Origin of the sequence: Pseudodesulfovibrio karagichevae (assembly GCF_041414475.1) — a bacterium.
GTDB lineage: Bacteria > Desulfobacterota > Desulfovibrionia > Desulfovibrionales > Desulfovibrionaceae > Pseudodesulfovibrio > Pseudodesulfovibrio karagichevae.
This window is the reverse complement of record NZ_JBGLYH010000002.1, coordinates 110,843-134,753: the sequence shown is the minus strand read 5'-3', so window position 1 is coordinate 134,753 and position 23,911 is coordinate 110,843. Positions and strand designations below refer to the sequence as shown.

24 protein-coding genes and 1 tRNA gene are annotated in these 23,911 nt (G+C 58.1%); 17 read left to right on the top strand and 8 right to left on the bottom strand.

The window, feature by feature from the left end:
- The first annotated feature begins 9 nt into the window (after window positions 1-9).
- The 5 genes from AB6M95_RS01420 to AB6M95_RS01400 all read left to right on the top strand — a co-directional run bounded on the left by AB6M95_RS01420 (window position 10) and on the right by AB6M95_RS01400 (window position 3,009).
- On the top strand, window positions 10-288 hold the full coding sequence (locus tag AB6M95_RS01420) for a hypothetical protein (RefSeq protein ID WP_371384945.1): 279 nt from the start codon (window positions 10-12) through the stop codon (window positions 286-288).
- Window positions 288-629, top strand: a complete 342-nt coding sequence (locus AB6M95_RS01415) for a hypothetical protein (protein WP_371384944.1) — start codon at window positions 288-290, stop codon at window positions 627-629. Before AB6M95_RS01420 ends, AB6M95_RS01415 begins: the two co-directional genes overlap by 1 nt.
- Window positions 626-1,984, top strand: a complete 1,359-nt coding sequence (locus AB6M95_RS01410; protein WP_371384943.1) for a hypothetical protein — start codon at window positions 626-628, stop codon at window positions 1,982-1,984. Before AB6M95_RS01415 ends, AB6M95_RS01410 begins: the two co-directional genes overlap by 4 nt.
- A gap of 1 nt (window position 1,985) precedes the next feature.
- Window positions 1,986-2,300: a hypothetical protein gene (locus AB6M95_RS01405; protein WP_371384942.1), complete on the top strand. Its 315-nt coding sequence runs from the start codon at window positions 1,986-1,988 to the stop codon at window positions 2,298-2,300.
- Window positions 2,301-2,667: 367 nt separating this feature from the next.
- The gene (locus tag AB6M95_RS01400; RefSeq protein ID WP_371384941.1) at window positions 2,668-3,009 is read left to right on the top strand and encodes a DsrE family protein; all 342 of its coding nucleotides are present in this window, start codon (window positions 2,668-2,670) and stop codon (window positions 3,007-3,009) included.
- Between the two features lie 31 nt (window positions 3,010-3,040).
- Here the strand turns inward: AB6M95_RS01400 and AB6M95_RS01395 are convergent, their stop codons facing one another.
- A complete protein-coding gene (locus AB6M95_RS01395) occupies window positions 3,041-4,201 on the bottom strand; it encodes an alpha-D-ribose 1-methylphosphonate 5-triphosphate diphosphatase (RefSeq protein ID WP_371384940.1) in 1,161 nt (386 codons plus the stop codon).
- Between the two features lie 303 nt (window positions 4,202-4,504).
- Between AB6M95_RS01395 and AB6M95_RS01390 the strand changes: the two genes are divergently transcribed.
- Genes AB6M95_RS01390 through phnE form a run of 3 tightly spaced genes read left to right on the top strand, consistent with a single transcriptional unit; the run spans window position 4,505 to window position 7,012 of the window.
- Window positions 4,505-5,386: a phosphate/phosphite/phosphonate ABC transporter substrate-binding protein gene (locus AB6M95_RS01390; protein WP_371384939.1), complete on the top strand. Its 882-nt coding sequence runs from the start codon at window positions 4,505-4,507 to the stop codon at window positions 5,384-5,386.
- Complete coding sequence (locus tag AB6M95_RS01385; protein ID WP_371384938.1) at window positions 5,386-6,180, top strand: phosphonate ABC transporter ATP-binding protein; 795 nt, start codon at window positions 5,386-5,388, stop codon at window positions 6,178-6,180. Before AB6M95_RS01390 ends, AB6M95_RS01385 begins: the two co-directional genes overlap by 1 nt.
- Window positions 6,173-7,012: a phosphonate ABC transporter, permease protein PhnE gene (phnE, locus tag AB6M95_RS01380; RefSeq protein ID WP_371384937.1), complete on the top strand. Its 840-nt coding sequence runs from the start codon at window positions 6,173-6,175 to the stop codon at window positions 7,010-7,012. Before AB6M95_RS01385 ends, phnE begins: the two co-directional genes overlap by 8 nt.
- Here phnE and phnF read toward each other — a convergent pair whose 3' ends face one another.
- Window positions 7,013-7,786 (bottom strand): phosphonate metabolism transcriptional regulator PhnF, encoded by a 774-nt coding sequence (gene phnF / locus AB6M95_RS01375; RefSeq protein ID WP_371384936.1) that lies wholly within the window; start codon window positions 7,784-7,786, stop codon window positions 7,013-7,015.
- Between the two features lie 403 nt (window positions 7,787-8,189).
- Between phnF and AB6M95_RS01370 the strand changes: the two genes are divergently transcribed.
- The gene (locus AB6M95_RS01370; RefSeq protein ID WP_371384935.1) at window positions 8,190-9,173 is read left to right on the top strand and encodes a PilZ domain-containing protein; all 984 of its coding nucleotides are present in this window, start codon (window positions 8,190-8,192) and stop codon (window positions 9,171-9,173) included.
- Here the strand turns inward: AB6M95_RS01370 and AB6M95_RS01365 are convergent, their stop codons facing one another.
- Entirely contained in the window at window positions 9,174-9,605 is a 432-nt protein-coding gene (locus AB6M95_RS01365) for a Fur family transcriptional regulator (RefSeq protein WP_371384934.1), read from the bottom strand.
- 199 nt (window positions 9,606-9,804) lie between these two features.
- Here AB6M95_RS01365 and AB6M95_RS01360 point away from each other — a divergent pair.
- The 3 genes from AB6M95_RS01360 (at window position 9,805) to AB6M95_RS01350 (ending at window position 11,418) form a co-directional block, all read left to right on the top strand.
- Window positions 9,805-9,896, top strand: a tRNA-Ser gene (locus AB6M95_RS01360).
- 178 nt (window positions 9,897-10,074) lie between these two features.
- Window positions 10,075-10,968 (top strand): DUF6602 domain-containing protein, encoded by an 894-nt coding sequence (locus AB6M95_RS01355; protein ID WP_371384933.1) that lies wholly within the window; start codon window positions 10,075-10,077, stop codon window positions 10,966-10,968.
- Window positions 10,969-11,082: 114 nt separating this feature from the next.
- Window positions 11,083-11,418 carry a hypothetical protein gene (locus AB6M95_RS01350; RefSeq protein WP_371384932.1) on the top strand — a complete coding sequence of 112 codons (336 nt, stop codon included), beginning with the start codon at window positions 11,083-11,085 and terminating at the stop codon, window positions 11,416-11,418.
- A gap of 215 nt (window positions 11,419-11,633) precedes the next feature.
- Here AB6M95_RS01350 and AB6M95_RS01345 read toward each other — a convergent pair whose 3' ends face one another.
- Window positions 11,634-11,984: a hypothetical protein gene (locus tag AB6M95_RS01345; RefSeq protein ID WP_371384931.1), complete on the bottom strand. Its 351-nt coding sequence runs from the start codon at window positions 11,982-11,984 to the stop codon at window positions 11,634-11,636.
- Between the two features lie 97 nt (window positions 11,985-12,081).
- Between AB6M95_RS01345 and AB6M95_RS01340 the strand changes: the two genes are divergently transcribed.
- A complete protein-coding gene (locus AB6M95_RS01340) occupies window positions 12,082-12,282 on the top strand; it encodes a helix-turn-helix domain-containing protein (RefSeq protein ID WP_371384930.1) in 201 nt (66 codons plus the stop codon).
- 158 nt (window positions 12,283-12,440) lie between these two features.
- On the opposite strand, the gene AB6M95_RS01335 is transcribed toward AB6M95_RS01340, so the two are convergent.
- Window positions 12,441-12,995, bottom strand: a complete 555-nt coding sequence (locus AB6M95_RS01335; protein WP_371384929.1) for a recombinase family protein — start codon at window positions 12,993-12,995, stop codon at window positions 12,441-12,443.
- Window positions 12,996-13,366: 371 nt separating this feature from the next.
- On the opposite strand from AB6M95_RS01335, the gene AB6M95_RS01330 reads away from it, so the two are divergent.
- Together AB6M95_RS01330 and AB6M95_RS01325 are read left to right on the top strand one after the other, a co-directional pair.
- Window positions 13,367-14,446 (top strand): DUF4145 domain-containing protein, encoded by a 1,080-nt coding sequence (locus AB6M95_RS01330; RefSeq protein WP_371384928.1) that lies wholly within the window; start codon window positions 13,367-13,369, stop codon window positions 14,444-14,446.
- A gap of 3 nt (window positions 14,447-14,449) precedes the next feature.
- Window positions 14,450-15,190, top strand: coding sequence for a hypothetical protein (locus tag AB6M95_RS01325; RefSeq protein ID WP_371384927.1), 741 nt, complete (start codon window positions 14,450-14,452; stop codon window positions 15,188-15,190).
- A 1,164-nt stretch (window positions 15,191-16,354) separates the two neighbouring features.
- Here the strand turns inward: AB6M95_RS01325 and AB6M95_RS01320 are convergent.
- The gene (locus AB6M95_RS01320) at window positions 16,355-17,080 is read right to left on the bottom strand and encodes a sulfite exporter TauE/SafE family protein (protein WP_371384926.1); all 726 of its coding nucleotides are present in this window, start codon (window positions 17,078-17,080) and stop codon (window positions 16,355-16,357) included.
- Between the two features lie 154 nt (window positions 17,081-17,234).
- Here AB6M95_RS01320 and AB6M95_RS01315 point away from each other — a divergent pair, with 154 nt between their 5' ends.
- Entirely contained in the window at window positions 17,235-18,608 is a 1,374-nt protein-coding gene (locus AB6M95_RS01315) for a sigma-54 interaction domain-containing protein (RefSeq protein ID WP_371384925.1), read from the top strand.
- Window positions 18,609-18,712: 104 nt separating this feature from the next.
- On the opposite strand, the gene hpsH is transcribed toward AB6M95_RS01315, so the two are convergent.
- The gene (gene hpsH / locus AB6M95_RS01310) at window positions 18,713-19,636 is read right to left on the bottom strand and encodes a (2S)-3-sulfopropanediol dehydratase activating enzyme (protein WP_371384924.1); all 924 of its coding nucleotides are present in this window, start codon (window positions 19,634-19,636) and stop codon (window positions 18,713-18,715) included.
- Window positions 19,637-19,723: 87 nt separating this feature from the next.
- Window positions 19,724-22,195 (bottom strand): (2S)-3-sulfopropanediol dehydratase, encoded by a 2,472-nt coding sequence (gene hpsG, locus AB6M95_RS01305; RefSeq protein WP_371384923.1) that lies wholly within the window; start codon window positions 22,193-22,195, stop codon window positions 19,724-19,726.
- A 473-nt stretch (window positions 22,196-22,668) separates the two neighbouring features.
- Between hpsG and AB6M95_RS01300 the strand changes: the two genes are divergently transcribed.
- Entirely contained in the window at window positions 22,669-23,499 is an 831-nt protein-coding gene (locus tag AB6M95_RS01300; protein ID WP_371384922.1) for an amidohydrolase family protein, read from the top strand.
- Window positions 23,500-23,911: the final 412 nt, after the last annotated feature.

Genomic DNA, 23,911 nt, shown 5'->3' with positions numbered 1-23,911 from the left:
GGGCTGCCCATGTCGGTCACCTTGACGCCCATCTGCGCCGACCCGGTCGTGGCCATTCTGCGTGCCGGGCCTGAGCACTCCCGGTACGGCGATCCGTTCGAGGTCGTGGCCACGGTGCTGATCCGTGGCCACGTGGCCCATCTGTCGGGCATGCTGGGGCAGTGGCGGCGGGAATACCGGCGCGAGGCGGTGCGGCTGATCCACGGCCTGGGTGCGCGGTCCATGGAGTGGGAGCGAATCGGTGACGGCAGGACGCGCCCCAAACGATTTATGACCGGGAGAGCGTGATGGTTGAAATCGCGATCATGATGACAGGCCCGGAACGTGGCGGCATAGTGACAACCATCGACCCGGCCGTGCAGGAGTGGGGCAGGGCAGACTATCTGGACGGCCTGCTGATCGTGGCTGTTGACATCGATCTGGACACTGCGCGGATGTGGAGCCAGCCTGTGATGGAGTACTACGACGTCTATCTGCCGGATGGCACATACGACGGCCGGGGGGCGAGGACGGTCCTGCGCCATTCCCACGGCGTTGACCTCGACATCCTTGGCATCGACCTCGACGCCATCCGGGCCAGCGAGTGGACTGTGCCCGAGATCGACGCCAGCCAGGTGGTGGCGCGATGACTGTCTACAGGACCATCGGAGCAGGTCAGGATCATGTCGACCTGCCGGCATTTCGTGCTTGGCTGACGTCGACCTATGGCGACGACCTCACCAGCATCCCGGGCGGGATCGATGCCACGGTATACGACTCGGAGACCCTGGCCGGGACCGTCGATTTTTCCACGCTGACTGTATCGGAGACATCTCCGCTGATTATCCGGGCAGACACGGCGCACGAGTTCCGTGGGATCATCCTGGTCACCAACGTGACCATCTCGACGCCGACCAATGCGTTCGGCCTGATTGTGCGGCCCAATGTATGGCTCGTCGGGCTCCAAATCAAATCGCTGGCCGCTGCGATTGATTGTCACGCTGTATGGGCACCCAGTGGCCTAGACGCCGACCGGTGCGCGACATGGAGCGAGGCATCAGCCGCCTATGCACGTGGGTTTGCTGGTGGCGGTACACATCGCGTTTCCAATTGTCTCGCCGTAGGCTACTCGGCAAACGGTTCTGCAGGGCTCGCCCTGGGCGGCGCTGGTTATACTGTCCAATGCACTGCCGCTGGATGCTACTACGGTTTTAGGGGCGGTGGAACGGCGGCCGTCAACTGCCTGTCCGTGAGCAGCACCTACAATTATTCCGGCACGTTTAGCGCGGCCAGCCTCAACTGCGCATCCGACGATGCCAGCGTCCCTGGCGCGGGGTCCGGCCACATCGCCAACGCAACGGTTGTTTTTGTCGACGCGGCCAATGACGATTACCACCTCGACGCCACGAGCACCGATCTGATCGATGCCGGTGCGGACACTACAGGCCAGGCATACGAGTGCCTGACGGACGTGGACGGCGACGCGCGGTCGACCACGCCGGACATCGGCATCGACGAGTATGTGGTGGCCGGGGGAGAGCCGGATGCCGCCGCCGCCATCGCCGGGGCTCTCGGAGATATCGACGGGGCCGTCACGGCGCAGGTATCCAACCCCGTCTCCGCATTTGTCTCCGGCCAACTGGAGGATGTCAGCGGAAGCGTTGCCGTGGACTCATCGGACGACAGTGCGGTGGCTCTGTCTGGAGGACTGGCAGACATTGTCGGCGCAGTAGCCGTCGAGGTGGACAACCACGCTTCGGCGGTGTTCTCCGGGTACCTCGGGGATATCTCCGGGGACGTTTCCATAGGTGTGCTCAATCCGGCTTCCGCCGTCATCTCTGCCCAGCTGGACGATTTGACCGGGGCTGTCGCTGTCACAATCTACCCCGACGGCATCACCGAAATATCTTCATCCAGCGCAATCACGTTCGACAGGACAATCTCAACTGGCATCGTATTCGACAGGACCGTGGACACCGCTATAATTTTTGAACTTGGGGGATAAAATGAGCTACGACGCAACCATACGCTCCGGGGATACCCGCAACTTGGTTTTCACCGTGACCACGGGAGGAGTCGCAACCGATATCTCCGGGGCCTCATGGACACACGGCATAGCCGCCTACCCCGGGGCGGGTACTGTCGGCGCGGACAGGACCGGGACAGTTACCAGCGGGACGGAAATAACCGTTTCGCTTTCGTCGTCCGACACCGCCCTTGCTCCTGGCAGGTACTACCACGAGCTTGAGGTGACCGACGCGCTCGGTAACGTCTCGACCTACGGCGGGTATATTTTGATCGAACCGGCGAGTGTGGACTAGGGGGAAGACTGTGAAACTTGTGCCCCCTTTTGTGCCCCCTTTGATGGGGGCATGAAGAGAAAACAAGGGGGCACGAGGCGAAAGTAGGTTCAAAAAACTCTGTAACTCACTGTGTTTTAATGCCTACAAAAAGCATGGTTCACGCCTGCTAAGCGTGTTATGGGTGTAAAGCTCATACGAGGGTTCAAATCCCTCCTTCTCCGCCAGAATGCAAAGGGGTTACGTGAATTTCACGTAACCCCTTTTTTGCGTCCTGCGCACGGCGGGCGCGTCTTTGCAAGGACATCTCTTTGGGATAAAAAGACGCAAGACCGGCAACATTCCCTCAACCCACAATGCGGCCGAAAGGCTGCAAGAGGCGACAGATATGAATTACGATGTATTGTTCCATTTCGATCATGAGAGCCAGGCCCTGGATATCGCCATCAGCAACATCAAGAACTACCTGAACGCCTTTCCCGGTGAGAAACCCGCCGTGGTCCTGGTGGTCAACGGGCCGGGCGTGCGCCTGCTGGACCGGGACGGCGAGCACGCGGCGCAGCTGAACGAGGTGCTCGCCCTCGGCGCGGCGGTCAAGGTGTGCAACAACGCGCTCACGCACTTCAACATCGCCCCCGAACGGCTCTGCCCCGGCTGCGAGGTGGTCCCCGCCGGGGTGGTGGAGATCGTGGAGCTGCAGCGCAGGGGCTTCGCCTACGTGAAGCCCTAGGGGGGCCCTGTTTCAGCGCGTGACTGGCGGGCTACATGCCCAGGCCGTTGGCGCTGAAGACCGGGGTTCCCTGGCGCAGGGTCATGGCGGCGAAGGGCAGGGCCGGGTCCGAGTCGTCCACGATGACCAGGTCGGCGCGCCTGCCGGGTTCGATCACGCCTCGGTCGCTCTGCTTTGCCGCGCGGGCCGGGCCTTCGGAGACCAGCCGCCAGGCGTCCGGGAAGGGGCAGACCTTGTCCCCGGCCAGGGCGAAGGCGGCCTGGAGCAGGGAAGGGTAGAAGTAGTCCGAGGTCAGGGCGTCGCACAGGTCCATACGGATGGCGTCGCGGGCCATGAGCCGGTCGATGTGGCTCTTGCCCCTGAGCGCGTTGGGCGCGCCCAGGATGACCGCGCCGCCGAGGGCACGCGCGCTGCGGGCCGTGTCCTCGTCCAGGGGGAATTCGGAGATGGCGCAGCCCAGTCCGTCGTACCAGGACCGCGTGTCCGGGTCCGGGTCGTCGTGGGAGGCCATGGGGATGTTTCGCTCGGCCGCCGCCCCGGCCAGCTTGCGGATGCCCTCGGGCACGGCCGCGGCGCGTTCCTTGATCTCGGTGATCAGGCTGATGAACGCCTCCCGGTTCAGGCCGGTGCGGTCCAGGTAGCCGGACATCTTGGAATAGCGGTCCAGGTTGCCGAACATGGCGTCGATATGGTCGTTGAAGGCGAGCATGTCCACGGTCCCGTCGAGTATCCAGGCCTCGACCTCGTCCAGGGCCGGGAGGTTGTAGGTCTCGAAGCGCAGGTGCAGGCGGGTGTCGCAGCCGAGCCTGCCGCGCACGGCCTTGAAGTCGGCCAGGAAGGCGCGGGCGGCCTCGCGGCTTCTGAGCCCCGGCTCCCAGGAGCAGGTCAGCCCGTGGAAGGCGGTGGTGATGCCGTTGGCCGTCATGGTCCGGTCCGTGTCCAGCAGCCCCAGGGCGCGGCTGAAGGAGACGCCCGCGCGCGGCATGATGTGCCGCTCGAAGCCGTCGCCGTGCAGGTCCACGATACCGGGCAGGACCAGCCTGCCCCCGACGTCGAGGGTCTTCTCCCCGCTTTGGCCCCCGTTCCGGGAGCCGCCGATCTCTTGAATGGTCCCGTCGGCCACCATGATGTCCGTCTGCCGCACGTCTCCGTCCGGGAGCAGCACGCGTCCGTTTCGTATGCGCATATCCATGTATCGTTCCTCTTTGTCGTCTTGACTGCATGAAGGTCGCGCGGCCTTTTGGCGACGGCCGCGCGGCATGGTTCGCCCGAGGCGCTATCCTGCCGGAATGGCGCATCAAGTTTCCCCGATCGGAGGCCATGTTCGGCGAGGTGGGCGGGAAAAGTAAAGCAGTAGACAGGTCGCTGATTTGTCTATGGGAAGTTCGTCTTATGTACGTTCAACCGCAATCTGCGCGTAACCGGACGGACATACTCTGTGACCCAATCGATCGTCGGCAAGGGCCGGCGCAACCGGAAATCATGGAGAGAAGCAATGAAACGTTCGATCGTCACCCTGTTCATGGCCCTGCTCATGGTCTGCGCCATGGGCGCCTGGGCCCTGGCCGCCGAGACCGTCCGGCTGGCCGTCACCGATTTGGAAGGCATGGAGGAGCTCCAGCGGGAGTTCGGCGTGTTCAAGGAGAAGCTGGGCAGCCTGACCGGCTATGATTTCGAGTTCTTTCCCGTCAACAACCGCACCGCCGCCGTGGAGGCCCTCAAGTCCAAGCGCGTGGACTTCGTCCTGACCGGCCCGGCCGAGTACGTGGTCTTCAAGAAGCGCGTCAACGCCGACCCCGTGGTCGGCTTCTCCCGGCCCGACTACTTCGGCTCGATCATCGTCCTGGCCTCCAGCGGGGTCAACTCCGTGCCCGACCTCAAGGGCGGGAAGGTGGCCATGGGCGACGTCGGCTCCACCTCCAAGCACCTGGCCCCCATGCAGATCCTCAAGGACAACGGGCTCGATCCCCTCAAGGACGTCAAGACCCTGCACGTGGACTACAAGGTCGGCTTCGAGGCCCTCAAGCGCGGCGACGTGGCCGCCTTCGCCACCACCAACGACAAGTTCCTGAAGATGCGCAACAGGGACAAGCAGCTGCCCGCCGGGGCCTTCAAGGTCATCGCGCGCGGCCCGGACCTGCCCAATGACGTGCTCGTGGTCGGCCCCCACGTGCCCAAGGACGTGGTCGCCAAGGTGCGCGCCGCCTTTGCCGACCATTCCGACGAGATGATCGCCGCCATCCTGACCGGAGAGGACAACCAGAAGTACAAGGGCATGGTCTTCCTGCCGCAGGTCAAGGACGCGGACTACAACTACGTGCGCGCCATGTACGCTACCATCGGCTATCCCCAGTACTCGGAATTCGTGGGTGACTGATGCTGAAGATCAATACGTCCGCCGGGGATATCTCCCCGGCGGTTTTTTCCGGTGACCACAGGGAGATCCGTGTCGAGGGGCTGGTCAAGTCCTTCGGCCGGACGACCATCCTGAACGGCGTGGACCTGGCCGTGGACAAGGGCGAGGCCGTGGCCCTGGTGGGGTCCAACGGCGCGGGCAAGTCCACCTTCCTGCGCTGCCTGCTGCGGCTCATCGAGCCGTCCGGGGGCGTCGTGGAGATGGGCGGGGCGGACGTCCTGTCCCTGAACCGGTCCGGCCTGCGCAAGCTGCGCAGCCAGGTCGGTTTCGTCTTCCAGAAGCACAATCTGGTGCCGCGCCTGACCGCCCTGACCAACGTCCTGCATGGGGCCCAGAGCCGCAAGCGCGGCCCGAGGGTCTGGTGGCACATGCTGGCCACGGACGGCGAGCGCCAGGAGGCCATGCGCTGCCTGCAGCTGGTCGGCCTGTCCCACGTGGCCGAGCAGCGGGTGGACCAGCTCTCGGGCGGCCAGTCCCAGCGGGTGGCCATCGCCCGCGCGCTCATGCAGCGGCCCCGGATCATGTTCGCGGACGAGCCCGTGGCCAGCCTCGACCCCAACGCGGGTGAGGAGGTCATGCGCCTCTTCGTGGAGCTCATCCGCAGCCGGGGGCTGACCCTGGTCTACACCTCGCACTCGGTGCGCCACGCCCTGGAGTACTCGGATCGGGTCATCGGCCTGCGCGACGGGCGCATCGAGATGGACAGCGCGTCCACGGACCTGAACGAGGAAACCCTGCGGAGGATCTATGGCTGACCGGACCCGCCAAGGAAACCGATTCGTCTTCGACGGCCAGGCCACGGACCCGGCGCTGCTGCCCATCCGGTTCCCCCGGCCGAGCGCGCTGTCGTTCGCCATCTACGCGGCCGGGCTGGCCTTTTTCATCGTTTCCATGCGCAACATCAACTTTTCCTTGAGTGAATTCGTGCGCGGCTTCCCGTATATAGTGGACCTGGTCTCCGAGATGTTCCCGCCGTCCTTTCGCCGCGTGGACGCGGTGGCCCTGTCCCTGCTCGAGACGTTGCAGATGGCCCTGGTGGGCACGGTGTTCGGGGTGGTCTTCAGCCTGGTGCTGGGCATCCTGGCGAGCAAGAGCCAGACGCCCAACAGGGCCCTGTACTACCTGTCCAGAAACCTCATCGCCCTGTTCCGGACCGTGCCCGACCTGATCTGGGCCCTGTTCTTCGTGGTCATGGTCGGGTTGGGGCCGTTCGCGGGCACCCTGGCGATCATGGTCGACACCATGGGGTTCTGCGGCCGGTTCTTCGCCGAGGCCATGGAGGAGGTGGACAAGGGGCCGCAGGAGGCGCTGGAGGCCCTCGGGGCGAGCCGGTTGGGCACGATCATCTGCGCCGTGATCCCGGCCGCGCTGCCGTCCTTCGTGAACACGGCCCTGTTCAGCCTGGAAAAGGCCACGCGCTCCTCGGTGGTGCTCGGCCTGGTCGGGGCGGGGGGCATCGGCATCGAGCTCAAGGTCTCCATGGACATGTTCATGTATTCCGAGGCCTCGACCATCATCCTGCTGATCTTTTGCCTGGTCCTGCTGGTGGAGCAGCTTTCGTCCCGCCTCAGGAGACGGATCATCTGATCAGTCCAGGAAGGTCTTGATGACCAGCTCGATCTTGCCCCCGCCGTAGCGGGTGATGCCGAAGTCCACGGGCACGCCGAGCTCGTCCACGTTGACCGAGCGGGTCTCCAGGACCGGCCGGTACCTGGTCAGGCCGAGCAGGCGCGCCTCTTCCGTGGTCGGCTGCCGGGTGAGGATTCTCGTTTCCTCGCGGAAGTAGTCGGCCACGCCGTGGGCGCTGAGGCATTGGGTGATGGAGCCGGTCTTGAGGAAGGTCTCGTGCAGCCCGGCGAAGCGCGGCCGGGGAAAGTAGTGGGTGGTCAGGGACAGGGGGCGGCCTTCGGCCTTACGCAGGATTTCGAGCATGGAGACCTGCGCTGTGGGCTGGATCTGGAGCGCCCGGGACACCGCTTCGCCCGCCTCCACCACCCGGTGGTCGATGAGTACGCCGTCGTGGGAATAGTTCTGCCGGTTCAGGTTGTCGCTGAACCGGGTGCGCCGCGAGACCATGTATTCCACCACGTGCTCGCTGACAAAGGTTCCCCGTCCCTTTTCGGACCGGACCAGGGCCCGCTCCTGGAGATGGGACAGCGCGCGGCGCACGGTGTGCCGGTTGACGCTGTACCACTTGGCCAGCGTGCTCTCGGTCGGCAGCCGCTCGCCCTGCGAAAAATGCCCCCGGACGATCTCCCGCTCCAGGGCAGAGGCGATCTGCCGCCACAGCGGGGAGCGCTGGCTTCTGTCCAGCAGGAACCGCCTGTCCGAATCGTCCACATGGGGATTGAGTGCGCTCATGGACTGGCAATGCCAGCAAACCCCGTTCTTGTCTGTATCGGGGAGGTTAAGATTTACCGCTCAACGGGCCGGGCGCAGGGGCGTTGTCCCCGGCGTGCGCAGCCGGCTTTTTCCGGCCCCGGCCCCATTCCCCGCGCCGGCGCGTCCCGGCGTCCTGACTTGCGCATGAAGGTAAACGATAGTAAGTGGTTGCTTGAGCAGGTCTGTCCGGCCCGTTCGGAGCGAGACCGCTATTCCGTTATATTCAAGCTTGTTGCAGGTGCCGATGCCACGCCGGGAGAACGCGATCCGCAGTGCGGCGCGCCCGGTTCGGATTCCGGTTATGCCGGAAGGTATTGAAATTGCAGCGGGTCCGCAACAGAGGCAACGAGCGTCAACCTCTTGAACCGCAACCGGTGGGAAGATGGTCCGATTCCTGGCCCAGTCCAATTATCTGCGCGAGGTGCAGCGCACCTTCGGCGGCGGCCACCTCGACGTCATGGAACTGCTGTCCCGGACGTTGTCCGTGGCCGTTCCCATGGCCGTGGTCTACGTCCTGTGGCGCTACCGGCTGCTCATCCTGCACGTGGTCGGGCGCTGGGCGTCCCGCCTGCTGCGTCGGCGCAAGCGCCGGGCCGTGGAGAACTACCTGGTCTCCAGGGCCGTGGTCCTCGAGGTCTGCCTGTACTCCGGGGGCGTGGTCGGGCGGAAGCTCTGCAACGCGCGCGTGGCCAGCGTGGCCGGGGGAAAGATGCAGCTCCAACTGCTCGACGCCACCTCCACCTTCAGTCATCTCAAGCATCAGCAGGTCATTTGCTTCACCCGGCCGTTCGCCTATTCGGGCAAGCGCATCAACGCTTTCACCACCCTGGTGGCGCACGTGGAGAAACGGGGCGTGGTCATCAAGGAGCTGAGCCTGCTCACGCCGGTGCGCTACCGCTTCATCCTGCGGCGGCGGCACTCCCGCCAGCGGGTCGCCCGCGAGGGGGCGGTCCGGGTCAAGGCGTGGAGCGGCCGCAAGGCGCGGACCTTCTGGATGTTCCGGCCGGACCTCCAGACCGTGAACAATCCGGCCCGCTACGACGCTCGCACCCGCCTGGCCGTGGAGAACATCTCGGCGGGCGGCCTGCGCCTGTACATCGTCAACCCCAAGGGCGGCATGCCCCCGCTGGACCCCGGCAGCCAGCTGGTCCTGCGGGTCAGCATCTGGAGCCCCAAGACGCGCAAGTATTCGTTCTTCACGGCCATGGGCACCGTGCGCAGCCGGTTTTCGGGCCGGGGCGGGGCCATCGGGCTGGGCATCCAGTTCACGGCCGAGGGAGAAAAGGTGAAGGACCGCTACACGTGGCATTCCGTGCACGGCGAGATTCCGGCCCTGGCGCAGTTCCTGGCCGAAATAGAGGAATAGCTACTTCTTGCGGCACTCCGGGCACAGCCCGTAGAGATACATCTTGTGGCGGATCAGGGTGAAGCCGTGCTCCTTGGCCAGCTGCTCCTGGCGGCGCTCGATGACTTCGTCGACGATCTCGATATTCTTGCCGCATTTCTCGCAGATGAGGTGGTCGTGGTGGTCCTTGCCGTAGCAGGGCTCGTAGCGGGTCACCCCGTCCGCAAAGTCCAGGGGCTCTATCAGCCCGGAATCGCTGAGGAGCTTGAGGGTCCTGTAGACCGTGGCCTGGCCGATGGAGGCGTCCCGTTTCTTGACCAGCGCGTAGAGTTCCTCCGAGGAGAGGTGGTCGTTCTTCTTGAGCAGGGTATCGAGGATGACCCGCCGCTGGGGCGTCATCTTCAGGTTCTCGTGGGCCAGATATTCGGCAAAGACTTCTTGCGGGGCTTTCATTGGGATATCCCGTCGTTTTGTTTGAATTTCAGTCAATTCTTTTCATACGGGAAGCAAAAGAAGGTGTCAAACAGGAATGAAAGTGGCGGGGAATACCCGTCGTCGGTCCGATACCCTTTTGTTTCTTGACATTCCAGGGTACGGTTTTCTACAAACGGTTTCCTGCAAATCGGCGCCGAAATCCGCGCCGACCCCAAACGGAGAGGTGGCAGAGCTCGGTTTAATGCGCTGGTCTTGAAAACCAGAGACGGGGCAACTCGTCCGGGGGTTCGAATCCCTCCCTCTCCGCCAGTAATATCAAGGGCTTGTCTCGCAAAAGACAAGCCCTTTTCCGTCTATATGAAAACCTTTGTCCCCACAATAGTCCCCACACAATACTTTGTTTAGCTTGTCGGAATAGAGGGAAGGCGTATTGTGTATGCGTTTTGTTTTGGCCTTGAGGTAAAACGATGAAGCTGGGAGAGAGTCGATGTCACAACCGTCTGAGGAATCCAAGAAAGACGATGTCTTTATAGGTGTTGAGCATGTGCAAGACTATTTCGTAAGCGTTTATGAAAAGCTTCAGTCGGACTATCTTTTCCATAAGAAAGCCATCAAGCATTCAGGGACCAGAGGGACCGAAAACGAAAAGGCCTTAGCTGGGGTAATCAGAGAATTTTTGCCTGCAAAGTTTGGTGTCGATACCGACTCGATGCTTGTTGACCGACACGGTAAAATGAGCCGCCAAGTTGATATCGTGATTTATTCAAAGGAATATCCGAAGTATTTCCACAAGATTTTTCCAATAGAGACAGTCTACGCAACGATCGAAGTGAAGACAACATTGAATAAAGCGACTCTTGGTGAGGCTATAGAGAATGCAAAGAGTATTCATGCCTTGGATTATATTCCGGAGTTGACTTATTATTGGCAGAATCAAGTGAAAGAAAAAGGAATTAAGTCAACACCTCCAGAATGTTGTTTATTCGCCTATGCTTCTAAAACGAACAATTTGGCGACAATGTGTGATTGGTTCAATGAGCATGCAAAAGACCCGAGAGACATTGGTGGTTCTTTGCTTTCCTGCCTACTAGACTTTGGGCTTTTCTTTGATAGAGGTGATAGCTATGTTTACCATTCTCAGACCGGCCAGCTTGAAGATGGTCGTAGCGTAGTGGTGAAATATCCAGGGGGTATTGAATTGGTTGATCCCGCAAAAGTGTTGACTTTTTTCCTGGAGAAATTGTGGGTTCGTTTACATGGGCACAGGATTCATCCGGCATTTGATATTAGGTCGTATATGCCATATAATTTTCAAACGTTTGCCGAGTTCTATTTTTCGGACGTTGAAGACCTTAAAGGGGTCTTGATTCCAGATAAGTAGTCATTCAAATATAATAATTCTGTTCTCTTCTTTGTTGCTAGTAGGAAATCCATCCCCTTTTTTCCCCTCACTACTTCATCGTCCTTCATGCTATGGCCTCCTTAGGAGGCTGTCATGGAAACAAAATTTGAGCCATGGGGTATAAACGAAGACTGTCCTGAGCTTGAGTATCTAATTAATCTTGGTGGTGCTTTGGTGCCGATTGCCCATATTAAAATTATCGGTGGAGTCCTCCTCGGCATGGGAAAAGAGGTGAAGGACGATGGCAGCGAGATCCCTCTTTGGGGATTCCCTGTGCTGCTAACTGATTCCGTCCATGAGGAGCTGCCAAGGGAAAACCCACAGATTCTATTTGATGCTTGGGAGACTATGGAAGAGGCCGAGGTCCAGCGCCGCAACCTGGCCATACAGGTGGACAACTATTACAAGCGTCTTCTTGGAGATAAATAAAGGCGGCCTAGGCCGCCTTGCTTGTTAGTTGATTGTCTGAACGTCAGGGGGGTGTCGCTCCTTCCCGCGCCAGTCTTCGTTATCCATCTTCTCGGCAATGCGCTGGATGGATTCGCTGATGAGTAGGGCGGTATACGCTTCCCCGCCTTGGTCCTTTTCCTCCAAATGCTCCCCGAGAGCGCGAAGAGCTTGCCGGATTGAGTACAGTTCGGAGATTAAGTCAGTGTCCAACATTGATGGCCTCTCTTTTTCATTGTGATCTGGAAATTGGCATCATCTCGGACCTCAAAGTTGACGAACTTGTCGGCAACGCCCGCTTGAATGTTCTCTTCCGATCGATTGTAGCGGACAATGCTCAGGCCGCTGAGGGGAGCCATTTCCTCGGCAATCTCTTCTCGTATTTTGTCGAGAAGAGCCAAAGCGGCTTCCGTGATCCCGATCAATGGTGAATCCATTTCTTCAATGGCTTGGCCGTTTACATACTTAAGCAGGCAAGAAAGTGAGTCTAAGTGGATGCAGCCTGCTTCCCTCGGTTTTAGACTGTAGGTAGCTAATCCGTCTTGCATGAATCCTCCTAAGTTAAACACACAATGACTTAATATATTAACTCATATCAATTTGTCAGATTGTGTGTCAATATATTAACTCATAAGGACGAAACGTATGGTGATGACAAGCAAAGTCAAAGAGTTGATGGATGAAAAAGGGATTTCAATCCGAAAAATGGTCCAGGAAACCGGCCTTTCTTCCGGCACCCTTCATCGAGCCAGGGGGAAGTTGATAGAGAAATGTACCCTCAACACCCTGGAGCGAATTGCGGACGTTCTTGGGGTGAGGGTGAAGGATTTGTTTTCGCAGGAGTAGGGTCGATCTGGGCCCAGCGGTCTTATCCTCGGTTGCCCATTGGTTGTATCGCCGGTTGCCCGCAGCGCGCCCACAAGTTGAGGCAACCACTTTGAATCAAGAGCGTTTTGTCTTGAAGTGGTTGCCCGATTTTAGGCCTTTTTCTTCTGCGGCGGTGTTCAGCGGCTCAGGGCCGCATACAGCGTTTGCCGACTCACGCCGAACTCTGCGGCCAATGCAGCCTTGCTTTCACCCTTGCCCAGGCGTGTCTTGATTTCTTCGACCTGATCCGCTCCCAGCGCCCGCTTCCGGCCCTTGTACTTCCCGGCGGCCTTGGCCTTGGCTATCCCTTCGGCCTGGCGTTCTCGCAGTAAGTTGCGCTCGAACTCGGCAAAGGCTCCCATCATCTGGAGCATGAGCTTCGACATGGAATCATCCTGGCCGGTGAATATCAAGTTCTCACGGTGGAAGTGCACCGACACACCCTTGGCAAGCAGGGAGTCCAGGAGTTCCTGGCAATCGCGCAGATTGCGGCAGAGGCGATCTATGGAGTGAATATGGAGGGTATCACCTTCGCGCACGAACTCCAGGCAGTCACGCAGAGCCGGGCGGTTGGTGTTCTTGGCGCTGGCCTTGTCGGTAAAGGTCTTGTCGAACGTCATCCCGTCGAGTTGGCGGGCCGTGTTCTGTTCCAGGGTGCTCACTCGGATATAGGCGATGTCCTGTCCTGCCATGGTGTCAACCTCCGTTTGGCATCTTGTTAAGATAGAGCCTAGGCTTTGGTTGACAATATGTCAAGAAAAAAGTTTTAATACCCTATCTTGACGCTAAATGCATATGATTCAGTGTGTTAAGATAGGGTATACCCGGGTGTCCATCTGGAACTTCTGTTAAGGATTTCGCCAGTGGACATCAGAATAGAGTGAAGATATAAAAAACGATTAAACAAACAACCACACGAGGAAATCAAGTGAAGTGTCCGATTTGTCAGAGTGATGTTGTTGATCACGGACGTGGAGATCGAGGAGAACGGATTCAATTGGATTGTCCTCGGTGTGGAGAATACGAGATCACTCGTACAGCTGTCACAATGCTGGAAAGCCGGTTGAAGGCCGACAAACTTAATGCGGCAAGACTAAGCCACGCATTGCGAACATCCACCCGAAAAGAATCTGAGTGGCCACTCGTCACAAGTGCTAATCTTGATCAGCTTCTTGCTGCCCCTTTACCGGGAGTGCGGTCCCAAACCAAACTTCTCTTAACATGGGTAGCTAATTCGCTAGGTGAAGATTTCCTCGGCTCAGTCCCCCTCCCCAACCTCAACCATCTGGCAGGATTTGTTGGAGCTGTGGACGGCAGTCGTGTTGGCAATTTGATTGGTCAGGTCAAGAAACAAGGATACTTGGACGGAACCTTGGACTCCTTGAGTTTGACACCAGACGGCTGGGAACAAATATCCTCTGAACATAAACAAGAGCAGACTGAAATGGCCTCACCAAAGAAAGAGGAACCTGACGTTATTAAATGTCACTGCGAGAACTGTGGTGGCGATCGAAACTCGATCATTCGAGGCAAATTCAAAGTCACTGGCTCTGATGACGTTATTTCATGGCAGGACACATACTCCATTGTGCAATGCCAAGGCTGTGAAGGCGTAAGCTTTCGGCACGAATTATGGTTCTCTGAGTGGGATGATTATGATTATGACCCTGTCACGGGTGAAACAATCATGATTCCGGGGATCAAGGTGACAACATGGCCACCGCCAAGCTCACACGACGCACCAGAATGGCTATACTCGTTAAGCGATGATGTGCTGCGTTCGATATTCGAGGAAGTTTATTCATCACTCAACAGTGGCAATCTGATCCTTGCCATGATCGGGACCAGAACACTGCTGGACTGGACCATGGCCCATGCGGTTGGAGACGTTTCGGGAGGCTTTGAAGGCAAAGTAAAGGCCATGATCAAGGCTGGAAAGCTCGGTGCAGACGAAAAAGACACTGTCCTAACCTTGACCGACGTTGGGAGTGCTTCTGCGCACCGTGGTTTCAAACCCAAAATGGAAACGGTAGAAACGGTGTTGTCTGCAATTGAAGCAATGGTTTATCGAGAGTACATTCTGCCCGCTGCCGCTGCTGAAGTGAAGAAGGTCACACCTCCCCGGTTCCCCAAAACGAAATAATGGATGACTCTGAGGTACATCATGACACCAGAAAAGTTGTTAACGGTATTCGGGGTCATAACCGCTATCGCCCTTGCAGCTCTCTCAGTATCTGCCCCCAAACTGCTCGCTGCCATCTTCGATCCAGCTCCCGTGCCAAGCTGGTGCTGGAAAGCCATAACAGGTGTGAGTGGTATCATCTTGATGGTGTCATTAGTGCTTATGGTTGGTCTTTCCTTCTGGCCGTCCAAGACCGAAGAAATCCTCCACAACGTCGCCACTGGCGGACGTGGAGGCAATGCAAAGGTCACTGGTAATAATGCAGTAGCAATCGGTGGCAGAGGCGGAGAAGGCGGTGTTGGTGAAGGGAAAGGAGGTACTGGAGGAAGCGCAGAGGTTGTTGGGGACAATGCTATCGCAGTTGGCGGCGATGGTGGAAATGCTGGGCAGCCAGATGGGCGTGGTGGTCGTAGGGCCATAAGCCCAGCACAACGCATTGGCAGTTCAACTGACATGTGGAAATATGGTTGTGGTGGAAGAGGGGCAAATGCCCCTGAATATGACCGAAGGCTTTCGGTTCTGACAGAAATTCGCAGTGAGTATATGGCGATGTTCCCGGATGACGTCATCTTTATTCAAGCAGGGATCGACCCTGTGCCAACCGATTGGGTCAATGCCCGACTCAGGGAGAAGGGGGAGGGCTGGCGGATTGGTGTCGACATCATAGATGGCGGATACGTCATGCCTTCTTTGGAGGAAAGGTAACTCGATTTCGGTTTAGCCGTCATATTCCAACTTCTGAAGATGGATTGAATTTGAGGCATGCCTGTCGTCGCAACTGGGACATAATTGGGACATTTCATAGTCGAACATGGTTTATTTTTTTATATCTTATGTGTTGCAAATCTACTTATATTTTAACATGTTAAGTGTATTCCTATGTTCTGTTGTCGGGCTTATGGGTGGGTGTCCCTCCCTCTCCGCCAGTTTAAAGAATCACTTCCTATCAAGAAGTGTCATAAGCCCTCAAAATGAGGGCTTTTTTGTTGGTCTTGTGTCAAGGCAGCCAAGGCGAAGGACAAGCAGGCTGCCTGGATATGAGAGTACTCAAATGGCTGGTCGCTCAGACCGTGGATGAAAAGTGGCGTCTCTCCATAGGGTACGGTAAGCTTGTGCGAATCTTGGTTCATGGGGATTCTCCATGGATTGAGGTACAGAGGGCCGGGGCGTTTCGACACCTCCCGCCGATTTCCCCGCGAGGGAGACGTGAGCAGCCTCCGGGGAAAGGCCAAGCCCTTCGGGCGGACGCTTCGCGGTCCGGCCTTGCCCCGACGACTTTGCTTGCGTCGTGACTTCGACAGGCGATGACGAGAGGGATGGCAGAATCGACTCCGGCTCAAGGGATGGCCGAGGGGGGAAGCCGCGCAAAACTCCAAAACTCAAATAGCCTGTGCATCTGTTCCCCTTAAAACCGTCGCTCAGTGGTCCAACAAAGCAAACCCTCTTCAGCCGGTTATATGTTTTCTGGCTTATGGAGCTGGCAGAGTCTGGCGTTCAACCCTCTGAATGTCATTTGCGTTCAACGGAGCGAGCATGCCCGGAGTCGTCATCATGATTCGTTTGACGTCTTTCACTGTGAGGCCAAGGTTGCCCGGGGTGCTGAGCAGCAGGTTCCGCATGGATGGGGTGACCCCCTGGTCCGAAGACACCGCATTGTCATCCATCATGGCCGAGTTAGCTGTTTCCGTTTGGGCAAGTTCATTGCTTTTGTCCGCCTCCAGGGCGAAGGCGCAACTGTCTGAAGTCACTCAATATGATATGAAAAAAAGACGGTAATCCATAGTGTCTGTCCAAAGGGACTGAACTTTATTTGAGCGGATAGGGTGGAAAAGCACGGGAAGCTCGGTTCTTACAGGGTGGGCAGGCGGATTAGAGGCTGGATAACACGATGTACATGCCGGATCCGAAGACCAGAATCAGGACTCCTTTTTGATATGCTTTTTGTGAGAGAAACCGCGAAAGGAAAAGGCCCAGCGTTCCCCCGAGAAGCGCTCCGGGGCATCCCAACAGATAGCCGGCGAGGGTCTGGGCGTTATGCATGCCCGACATGAGCTGACCGGCGAAGATCATGGCGCCGGTCATGATGAAGCAGGCCCCGAGCAGCCCCTTGGCCTCTTCCTGAGCCCAGCCCGCCTTGGACACATAAAGCGCCAGAGGCGGTCCGTTGAACCCGAAGATCGCGCCGAGGGCCGTGGAGGCAAACCCGGCTCCCACGCCCCAGCCCGGCCCCAGGTCGCGGGGGGCGTGGGGCTTCATCATGAGGCTGTAGACGGCGTAGGCGGCAATGAAAACACCCATGCTCAATTTGAGAGCACCGTTGCCCGCCACCGTATGCAACAGGATGCCGATCACGGTGCCCGCCACGCCGCCGACAAGCAGGTATACCATCCGCTGCCAATGCATGTAGTGGCGGTATTTCCAGCCCATTTGCAGGTTCACGGTCAGAACAATCAGTGTGGATGCCGGAATGGCCGTCTCGAGTGGTACGGAATTTGCCATGAGGGGTATCGCCACCAGGGCCGCGCCAAAGCCGGTGAGGTTGTTCACGAGGCCGCCCAGAAACCATGCGAGGAAGAAATAGAGGGAGTCGTGCATGGACGCGGCTAAGCAATAACTTTGCCAAAGTCCATATGGGAAAATTGCCCGCTTGCCCCTGTGTACGGTTTGTGCGAGGTTGGCCCCAATTGTTGAAGAACGTTAGCGTGTCTATGCGACGTTTTGTAACGTCCCTTTAGAAATCAGGGTTGTTATGATTGAAAAATATTGGTCTCAGATCATCGAGACATTTGACGAGGCTGTTTCCATCAGCGATCCTGACGGCATCATCCTGTATTCGAACAAACGGCATGAGGAGTTGACCGGCATCCCCGGCAACGAACTCATGGGCAAGTCCGTGCATGAGCTTGTCCGGCGGGGGCTGTTCGACGTTGTCCTGAATCCGGGCATCCTCCGCAGCAAACAACCTGAGACCCAGGTGCAGGAGCTGGGGAGCGGCCAGAAACTGGTCCTGGACGGGCATCCCGTCTTTGACGAGGATGGCAATGTCGCTCTGGTGATCACCTATCTCCGCGATGTCACCAAGCTCTCGGAGCTGCGCGAGCAACTGGCTTCCCAACAGGAACTGCTCAAGGCCTACCAGAAGATGCAGAGCCTGGACCTGACCGTGGACCAGATGCCGACCATGGTCCAGAGCAAGACCATGAAGCAGCTCTTCGGCCAGTTGAGCATTATCGCGGAAACCGATGCAACGGTGCTGCTTCTGGGCGAGACCGGGGTGGGCAAGGATGTGTTCGCGCGGCGGCTGCACAAGCTCAGTCCCCATGCAGACAGGCCGTTCATCAAGGCCGATTGCGGAAGCATGCCCAAGAATCTCATTGAAACCGAGCTGTTCGGTTATGCCCCCGGCACCTTTTCCGGTGGCAACAAGGGCGGCAAGATGGGCCTCATCGAAGCCGCCTCGGGTGGGACGCTGTTTCTGGATGAAATTGGCGAGCTGCCTCTGCTCATGCAGACCAAGCTGCTGCGCCTGTTGCAGGACCGTGAGATCGTCCGGGTAGGAGCCACGGCCCCCCAGAAGGTGAACGTGCGCATCGTGGCCGCCACCAACAAGAAGCTGGAAAAGGAGGTCGAGGCGGGCCGGTTCCGCAGCGATCTCTACTACCGGCTCAAGGTCGCGGTGATCGACATTCCGCCGCTCAGGAAACGCAAGGCGGACATCCTGTCACTGGTCAGGGTCTTCCTGAAATTTTTCTGCCAGAAGTACCGGCGCGACGTGACCTTTTCCCAGGCGGCCGAAAACGCCCTGCTCAAGCATTCCTGGCCCGGCAATGTCCGTGAGCTGGAGAATCTTGTGCTCGGGTGCGTGGTCACCTCAAAGAAAAACGTGATCGAGGTGACGGACCTGCCCTTTACCCCTTCGGCCGAGATTCGCGTGGCGGGCGGAGACGGGCTCGGAGGCCTGGATGTCTCCGGAAAGTCCATGAAGGAGATTCTGGCGGAGGTGGAGAAAGCCGTTATCCAGACCGGCATGAAACGCGTGGGCAACATCGCCAAGCTGGCTGATGAACTGAATCTGGACCGGACCACGGTCTTTCGCAAGCTCAAGAAATACGAAGCCGAATAATTTCGGCAAGAACCTTGGAAACCGACGTGCCCCCGGTCTGTCCAATGACCGGGGGCATGTCTATTAGGGGAGGAGGCTGGTCGTCTGCGGTCGCAGCCGACCGGTTATTGTGCTTTCTTGAATCGTTCGATGGCTTCCCGCTCGATGACGCGCAGCCTTTCCATGACGCCCTCTTCGAGGGCCTTGCCCGCGTAGGGGAACTCCATGCCGAGGTATTCGTATTTGGGCTGGCCCATGCGGTGATAGGGCAACAGCTCATAGGTGATGTTGGGCCGTACCGGAATGAAGTCCACGATACTGCGGATTTCCACTTCGGTGTCGTTGAACCCGGGGATGACCGGGGTGCGGATCAGGATGGGCAGGTTGGGAAATTCGTCGATCACGCACCGGATGTTCTCGAGGATGCGTTTGTTGCTGACCCCGGTGCCCTTCTTGTGTTTCTCGTCATCGATGGCCTTGATGTCCATGATCAGCTCGTCAAGGTTCTCGCAGGCCGCCTTGAGATCGTCATAGTGCGCATAGGCGCAGGTCTCCATGGCCGTTTTGATGCGGTGCCTCTTGGCTTCCTTGAGCAGGGCCACGGAAAATCCCGGCTGGGACATGGCTTCGCCGCCGCTCAGGGTCATGCCGCCGCCGGACCTGGCGTAAAAGGCGGCTTCCTTTTCCACCTCGCGGATGACTTCCTTCACGGTTCTCAACTTGCCATAGACGTTCAGCGCGTTGGCCGCACAGTGTTCGGCGCAGGTGTGGCACTGGATGCATTTTGCCGGGTCCATGGCAATGAGCTTGTCCTCGGAGGGGGTAATTGCCCCCTGGGGACAGTTGTCGATGCAGCGGGTACATTTCTCGGTGGTCAGGCATTTCATCGGGTTGAAGGCCAGCTGCGGTTTCATAAGCTGCGATTCGGGATTGCTGCACCATGCGCAACGGAGGGGACATCCCTTCAGGAAGACGATGGTGCGAATGCCGGAGCCGTCGTGGACTGAAAAATTTTGGATATTGAAAACGATGCCTTCGTTGGCGCTCATTGCTTGGGTCCTTTGAGGGTGTGGCTGGTCTTTCCGTAGAAAAAGCGGGGGACGGGCAAGGGCCGTCCCCCGCTTTGGTTTCACAAACTACATCTGTTCGTGTTCGGTACGGTTGATGATGTCATTCTGCAGGTCGCGGGACAGGTCGCAGAAGTATGCGGAGTATCCGGCGATGCGAACGAGCAGGCTGCGGTACTTGTCGGGATCCTTCTGTGCCGCCACCAAGGTCTGCTTGTTGATGATGTTGAACTGCAGGTGCCACAGGTGCAGGTCGCACCAGGTGCGGATCATGTCCACCAGCTTCTGGGTGCCGGCCTCGCCCTCGACGACCTTCGGGGAGAGCTTGACGTTCAGCAGGCGGGAAGCACGGTTCTTCATGCCACGGTTCTTGGAGTGGTAGTTGGACATCAGGACGGCGGTCGGCCCCATGTGGTCGGCGCCGTGGGAAGCGGAGGAACCGTCGGAAAGGGCGGTCCAGGCTGCGCGGCCGTTGGGCAGGGCGGACACCACCTTGCCGAAGGGTACGTGGGAAGTGATGGGCACGTAACGGACATCCAGGTTCACGCCGCGTTCTTCGGAGTACTTCTGGGCGTAGCGCTGGCAGACGGCGTCGATTTCCTTGGCGATGGCGTCGGCGTACGGGTCGTTGTTGCCGTAGCTGGGTGCCGAACGCAGGATGGCGCGGACATCCTCGTAGCCTTCGAAGTTGGCGGAGATGGCCTTGAGCACTTCATCCATGGTCAGCTTCTTGTCTTCGAAGACGATCTTCTTGATGGCGGACAGACAATCGACCACGGTGCCGTAGCCCAGGAATTCGAAGTAGGAGTATTCCAGGCCGCCGGGGATGTGCTGATTCTGCAGGTCCAGGCCTTCCTTCATGCACAGGTCGTGCAGGACGGAAGCCAGCGGGGTGGCGAAGTGCTCGGGACGCAGGCAGTCGACGATGTACTGCTGGCGGAAGGCCTTCACGAGCAGATTGTTGTGCTGCTTGATGTAGGCGTCGTAGAACTCGTCCCAGGTCTGCATCTTGGTCACGTCGCCGGTCTCGAGGCCGACGACCTGATCGCCGTACTTGAGCATGCGGCCGTTATGCATGGTCATTTCCATGGCCGTGGCGAAGTTGATGTAGACGCAACCGGAGGTGTAGGTCTCGATGTTGGGCATGCGGGCTTCGGTGCAGCCGGACACGGAGTAATCCATGGCCTGGTCGTAGGGAGCTCCCTTGGCGGTGTACAGCGGGACAACCTCTTCATCGTTGATCAGCTTCGGGAAGCCGGAGCCGTCCTTGATGGTCTCAGCGATTTCGGCCAGGAACCGTTCCGGGGAACAGGAGTGGATGCGGGCGGCCAGGTCGGGGTAGTTCAGCGGAAACTCGCGCTTGGACTCGAGGAACAGGTAGGACAGCTCGTTGGTGGCGTCCTCGCCCTGCGGGGTCTGGCCGCCGATGGTGACGGCTTCCCAGTGGGCATAACCTTCGTTGAATTCGTTGCCGGTGGGGTTGATGTACAGGTCGATGAACTGGGCCATCTCCACCCACATCATTTCGAGCAGTTCCTTGGCTTGGGCCGAGGTCAGGATGCCTGCCTCGATGTCCTGTTCGTAGTAGGGGAACAGGTACTGGTCCATGCGGCCGTTGGAGATGATGGCCGAAGCCTTCTGTTCGATGCGGGAGAACATCTGCACGAACCACTGGGACTGGATGGCGTCGCGGAAGTCCTTGGCGGGCTCGGCGGGCATGCGCTCGCAGCGGTCGGCCATGGCCAGCAGTTCGGCCTTGCGGATATTGTCGGTTTCATTGGCGGCCATTTCGCGGGCCAGTTCGGCGTGGCGATGGGCCCACAGCATGATGGCGTCGCAGATGATGACCATGGCCTCGTAGAAGGGACGCTTTTCCCACATCAGGACCGGGCTCATGGCGTCGAGTTCGGCCATGCGTTCCTCGGCCTCGCGCTTGATGTCCTTGAAGCCGCGCTTGAGGACCTTGTCGTAGTCGTGGACCCACTGCAGGGCGGAACGGTAGGAAGAGGTCTCGGAGACGACGAACTTGGACTTCAGGCCCATATCGTCATCATAGGTCACGCCGCGCAGGTCGTCGGGCATGGCGCCGTTCAGGTGCTCGTGATAGGTCTTGCCCTTCCAGTAGGGAGCGATCTCGTTGACGACGATGTCGACTTCTTCCTTGGTGATCTTGAACGGGCTCTTCTCGCGCTTGTCCAGCTCGCCGAGGATGGAGTAGAAGTCGCCGTCGATTTCCGGATACAGGATGCCGTAACGACCGAGCTTGCCTGCGCGACCGGCGATCAGGGAACCGGGGGTGATGTACACGGTCATCTTCTGGGCGCAGTTCTGCAATGCCTTGGCCCAGCGAAGCACCAGGGGCTGGCCCTCGGTGGCTTTCATGGATTCGGTGAAGTAGCGGGCGCGCTCAATGTCGATGAACGGGGTGGTCATATGGAAGGAATCGAGAATCGCGTAAATGCGTTCACGGCCGGCACGAGTGTCGACGCTGTTCGCAATTCGTGCCTCCTGAGGGGACAAGCAGCAATCAAAATTGGTCATTTCAGTTCTCCTAAATGGACGTTTCTTATATTTACTAGCTAACAGTGGTGGTGGAGCCACGCGCTCACAGCGCACTTGCTCATAAGCACCGATCGTGCCAATCTCATAACATACTGTAATCATTCGTATAGAAGTGAATAGGCATTTTTGCCTGCGTTTTTTGAATTTTACGGCGTTGTTGCAGTTCGACAACCACTTCATTTTTTTATAAGTAATTCTAGCTAGATGCGATAGTTGTTGCATCGACGCACAGCAGGCCTTGTTGCAATGGCGCACAATCCCCTCGGTCCGCCCCCCCCCAAAGGGATACTTCCCGTTCGAGCTGATAAAAGAGTATGGCATCGACGATCTGAGTTGAGCGGCCATCTCATTGCATGCCGCTTGCCTGAAGTCGGTTTGCTGGCGGAACCGTGGCACTGCCCTTGCAGTCCGGCGGAACCAATCGAACGCACACCAACAAAAGGAGAATACCCGTGCAGATTATCGATTTTCGCTTTCGGCCGAACACCCAGGCCACCATTGACGGCTTTACCAACAGCACCATGTTCAAGGGCATGTTCGCCAAGATAGATTTGACCCACCTCGTGGCCCAGGAGGTTCCTGAGGTTGTCGAAATGATCAAGGAACACAATGTGGTAAAGGCCGTTATCACGGGCCGGGATTGCTCCATGACCTATGATGCGGCAGCGAATAACGGTGGCGTCATATCCTTCGTTAAGGCTTTTCCCGACATATTCCTTGGATTCATGGGCGTCGATCCTCACAAGGGCATGGATGGAGTTTACGAGCTGACCCGTCAAATCCAGGAAGAAGGAATGCACGGTGCGGCCATCGATCCCTATCTGGCGAAGATATTTGTCAATGATGCCAAGTATTATCCGATATACGCCAAGTGCTGTGAGCTGAATATCCCCATTGTCGTGTCCACCGGCCCCGGAACCCTGGTTCCCGGCGCGGTCATGGAACATGCTGCTCCCCGGTACATCGACTATGTCGCCCGCGATTTTCCCGAATTGAAGATCATCATCAGCCATGGCGGATACCCATGGGTTGAAGAGGCGATCATGGTTACGGAACGCAATAAGAACGTATACATGGAGTTATCCGAATATGAGCGTCATCCCGGTGGCGAATCCTATGTCAACGCTGCGGCCAATCTGATAGGCGACAAGCTGCTTTTCGCCAGCGCCCATCCCGGAGCCGATTTCCGCGATGCCATCGCCATGTACAAGGGGTTTGGGCTGCCTGAAGATGTCCTTGAAGCAATCATGTTCAAAAATGCCCGGGAGGTCCTCGGATTATAGAATTCCGAAGACCAGCCGCATTGCCCAAAGGGACGTGAAAACGTCCCTTTTTTTGTGGCCGCAGCCTATGTGGCGAAGCGGCGATGTACATCCGTCTATATGTGAAAAATCTCCCACTGTGAGGTTGATTTGCCTCCCCCCTTCTAGTCTGTTAAGCCAAAATTCGCATTGGTTGTTGCCACGGCGCAACCGTTGCCGTGGTGCAACAATTGTATCTTTATACAATTAAAACAAAATAATAGCCTGACCATACGGGGGCAGGAAAACTGTCTGTTGCATTGCGGAAACACAAGAGCTTTTTTTCCTTGTCTCGATTGCCCCAAACTTCACAATAGACCGATCGGCCCAATGTGAAACACCAAAAAATTAAAAATCTCATCACTGAAAACTATCAATTTCTCTAGGTCTATGG

Bases quoted from the DNA above. Each gene is read 5' to 3' on its own strand.
- AB6M95_RS01415 (WP_371384944.1), top strand. From the start codon at position 288: ATGGTTGAAATCGCGATCATGATGACAGGCCCGGAACGTGGCGGCATA.
- AB6M95_RS01420 (WP_371384945.1), top strand. From the start codon at position 10: ATGTCGGTCACCTTGACGCCCATCTGCGCCGACCCGGTCGTGGCCATT.
- AB6M95_RS01345 (WP_371384931.1), bottom strand. From the start codon at position 11,984: ATGCAAGACGGATTAGCTACCTACAGTCTAAAACCGAGGGAAGCAGGC.
- AB6M95_RS01400 (WP_371384941.1), top strand. From the start codon at position 2,668: ATGAATTACGATGTATTGTTCCATTTCGATCATGAGAGCCAGGCCCTG.
- AB6M95_RS01390 (WP_371384939.1), top strand. From the start codon at position 4,505: ATGAAACGTTCGATCGTCACCCTGTTCATGGCCCTGCTCATGGTCTGC.
- hpsG (WP_371384923.1), bottom strand. From the start codon at position 22,195: ATGACCAATTTTGATTGCTGCTTGTCCCCTCAGGAGGCACGAATTGCG.
- AB6M95_RS01355 (WP_371384933.1), top strand. From the start codon at position 10,075: ATGTCACAACCGTCTGAGGAATCCAAGAAAGACGATGTCTTTATAGGT.
- AB6M95_RS01405 (WP_371384942.1), top strand. From the start codon at position 1,986: ATGAGCTACGACGCAACCATACGCTCCGGGGATACCCGCAACTTGGTT.
- AB6M95_RS01350 (WP_371384932.1), top strand. From the start codon at position 11,083: ATGGAAACAAAATTTGAGCCATGGGGTATAAACGAAGACTGTCCTGAG.
- AB6M95_RS01335 (WP_371384929.1), bottom strand. From the start codon at position 12,995: ATGGCAGGACAGGACATCGCCTATATCCGAGTGAGCACCCTGGAACAG.
- AB6M95_RS01410 (WP_371384943.1), top strand. From the start codon at position 626: ATGACTGTCTACAGGACCATCGGAGCAGGTCAGGATCATGTCGACCTG.
- AB6M95_RS01395 (WP_371384940.1), bottom strand. From the start codon at position 4,201: ATGGATATGCGCATACGAAACGGACGCGTGCTGCTCCCGGACGGAGAC.
- AB6M95_RS01320 (WP_371384926.1), bottom strand. From the start codon at position 17,080: ATGCACGACTCCCTCTATTTCTTCCTCGCATGGTTTCTGGGCGGCCTC.
- hpsH (WP_371384924.1), bottom strand. From the start codon at position 19,636: ATGAGCGCCAACGAAGGCATCGTTTTCAATATCCAAAATTTTTCAGTC.
- AB6M95_RS01365 (WP_371384934.1), bottom strand. From the start codon at position 9,605: ATGAAAGCCCCGCAAGAAGTCTTTGCCGAATATCTGGCCCACGAGAAC.
- AB6M95_RS01325 (WP_371384927.1), top strand. From the start codon at position 14,450: ATGACTCTGAGGTACATCATGACACCAGAAAAGTTGTTAACGGTATTC.
- phnF (WP_371384936.1), bottom strand. From the start codon at position 7,786: ATGAGCGCACTCAATCCCCATGTGGACGATTCGGACAGGCGGTTCCTG.
- AB6M95_RS01385 (WP_371384938.1), top strand. From the start codon at position 5,386: ATGCTGAAGATCAATACGTCCGCCGGGGATATCTCCCCGGCGGTTTTT.
- AB6M95_RS01370 (WP_371384935.1), top strand. From the start codon at position 8,190: ATGGTCCGATTCCTGGCCCAGTCCAATTATCTGCGCGAGGTGCAGCGC.
- AB6M95_RS01315 (WP_371384925.1), top strand. From the start codon at position 17,235: ATGATTGAAAAATATTGGTCTCAGATCATCGAGACATTTGACGAGGCT.
- AB6M95_RS01340 (WP_371384930.1), top strand. From the start codon at position 12,082: ATGGTGATGACAAGCAAAGTCAAAGAGTTGATGGATGAAAAAGGGATT.
- phnE (WP_371384937.1), top strand. From the start codon at position 6,173: ATGGCTGACCGGACCCGCCAAGGAAACCGATTCGTCTTCGACGGCCAG.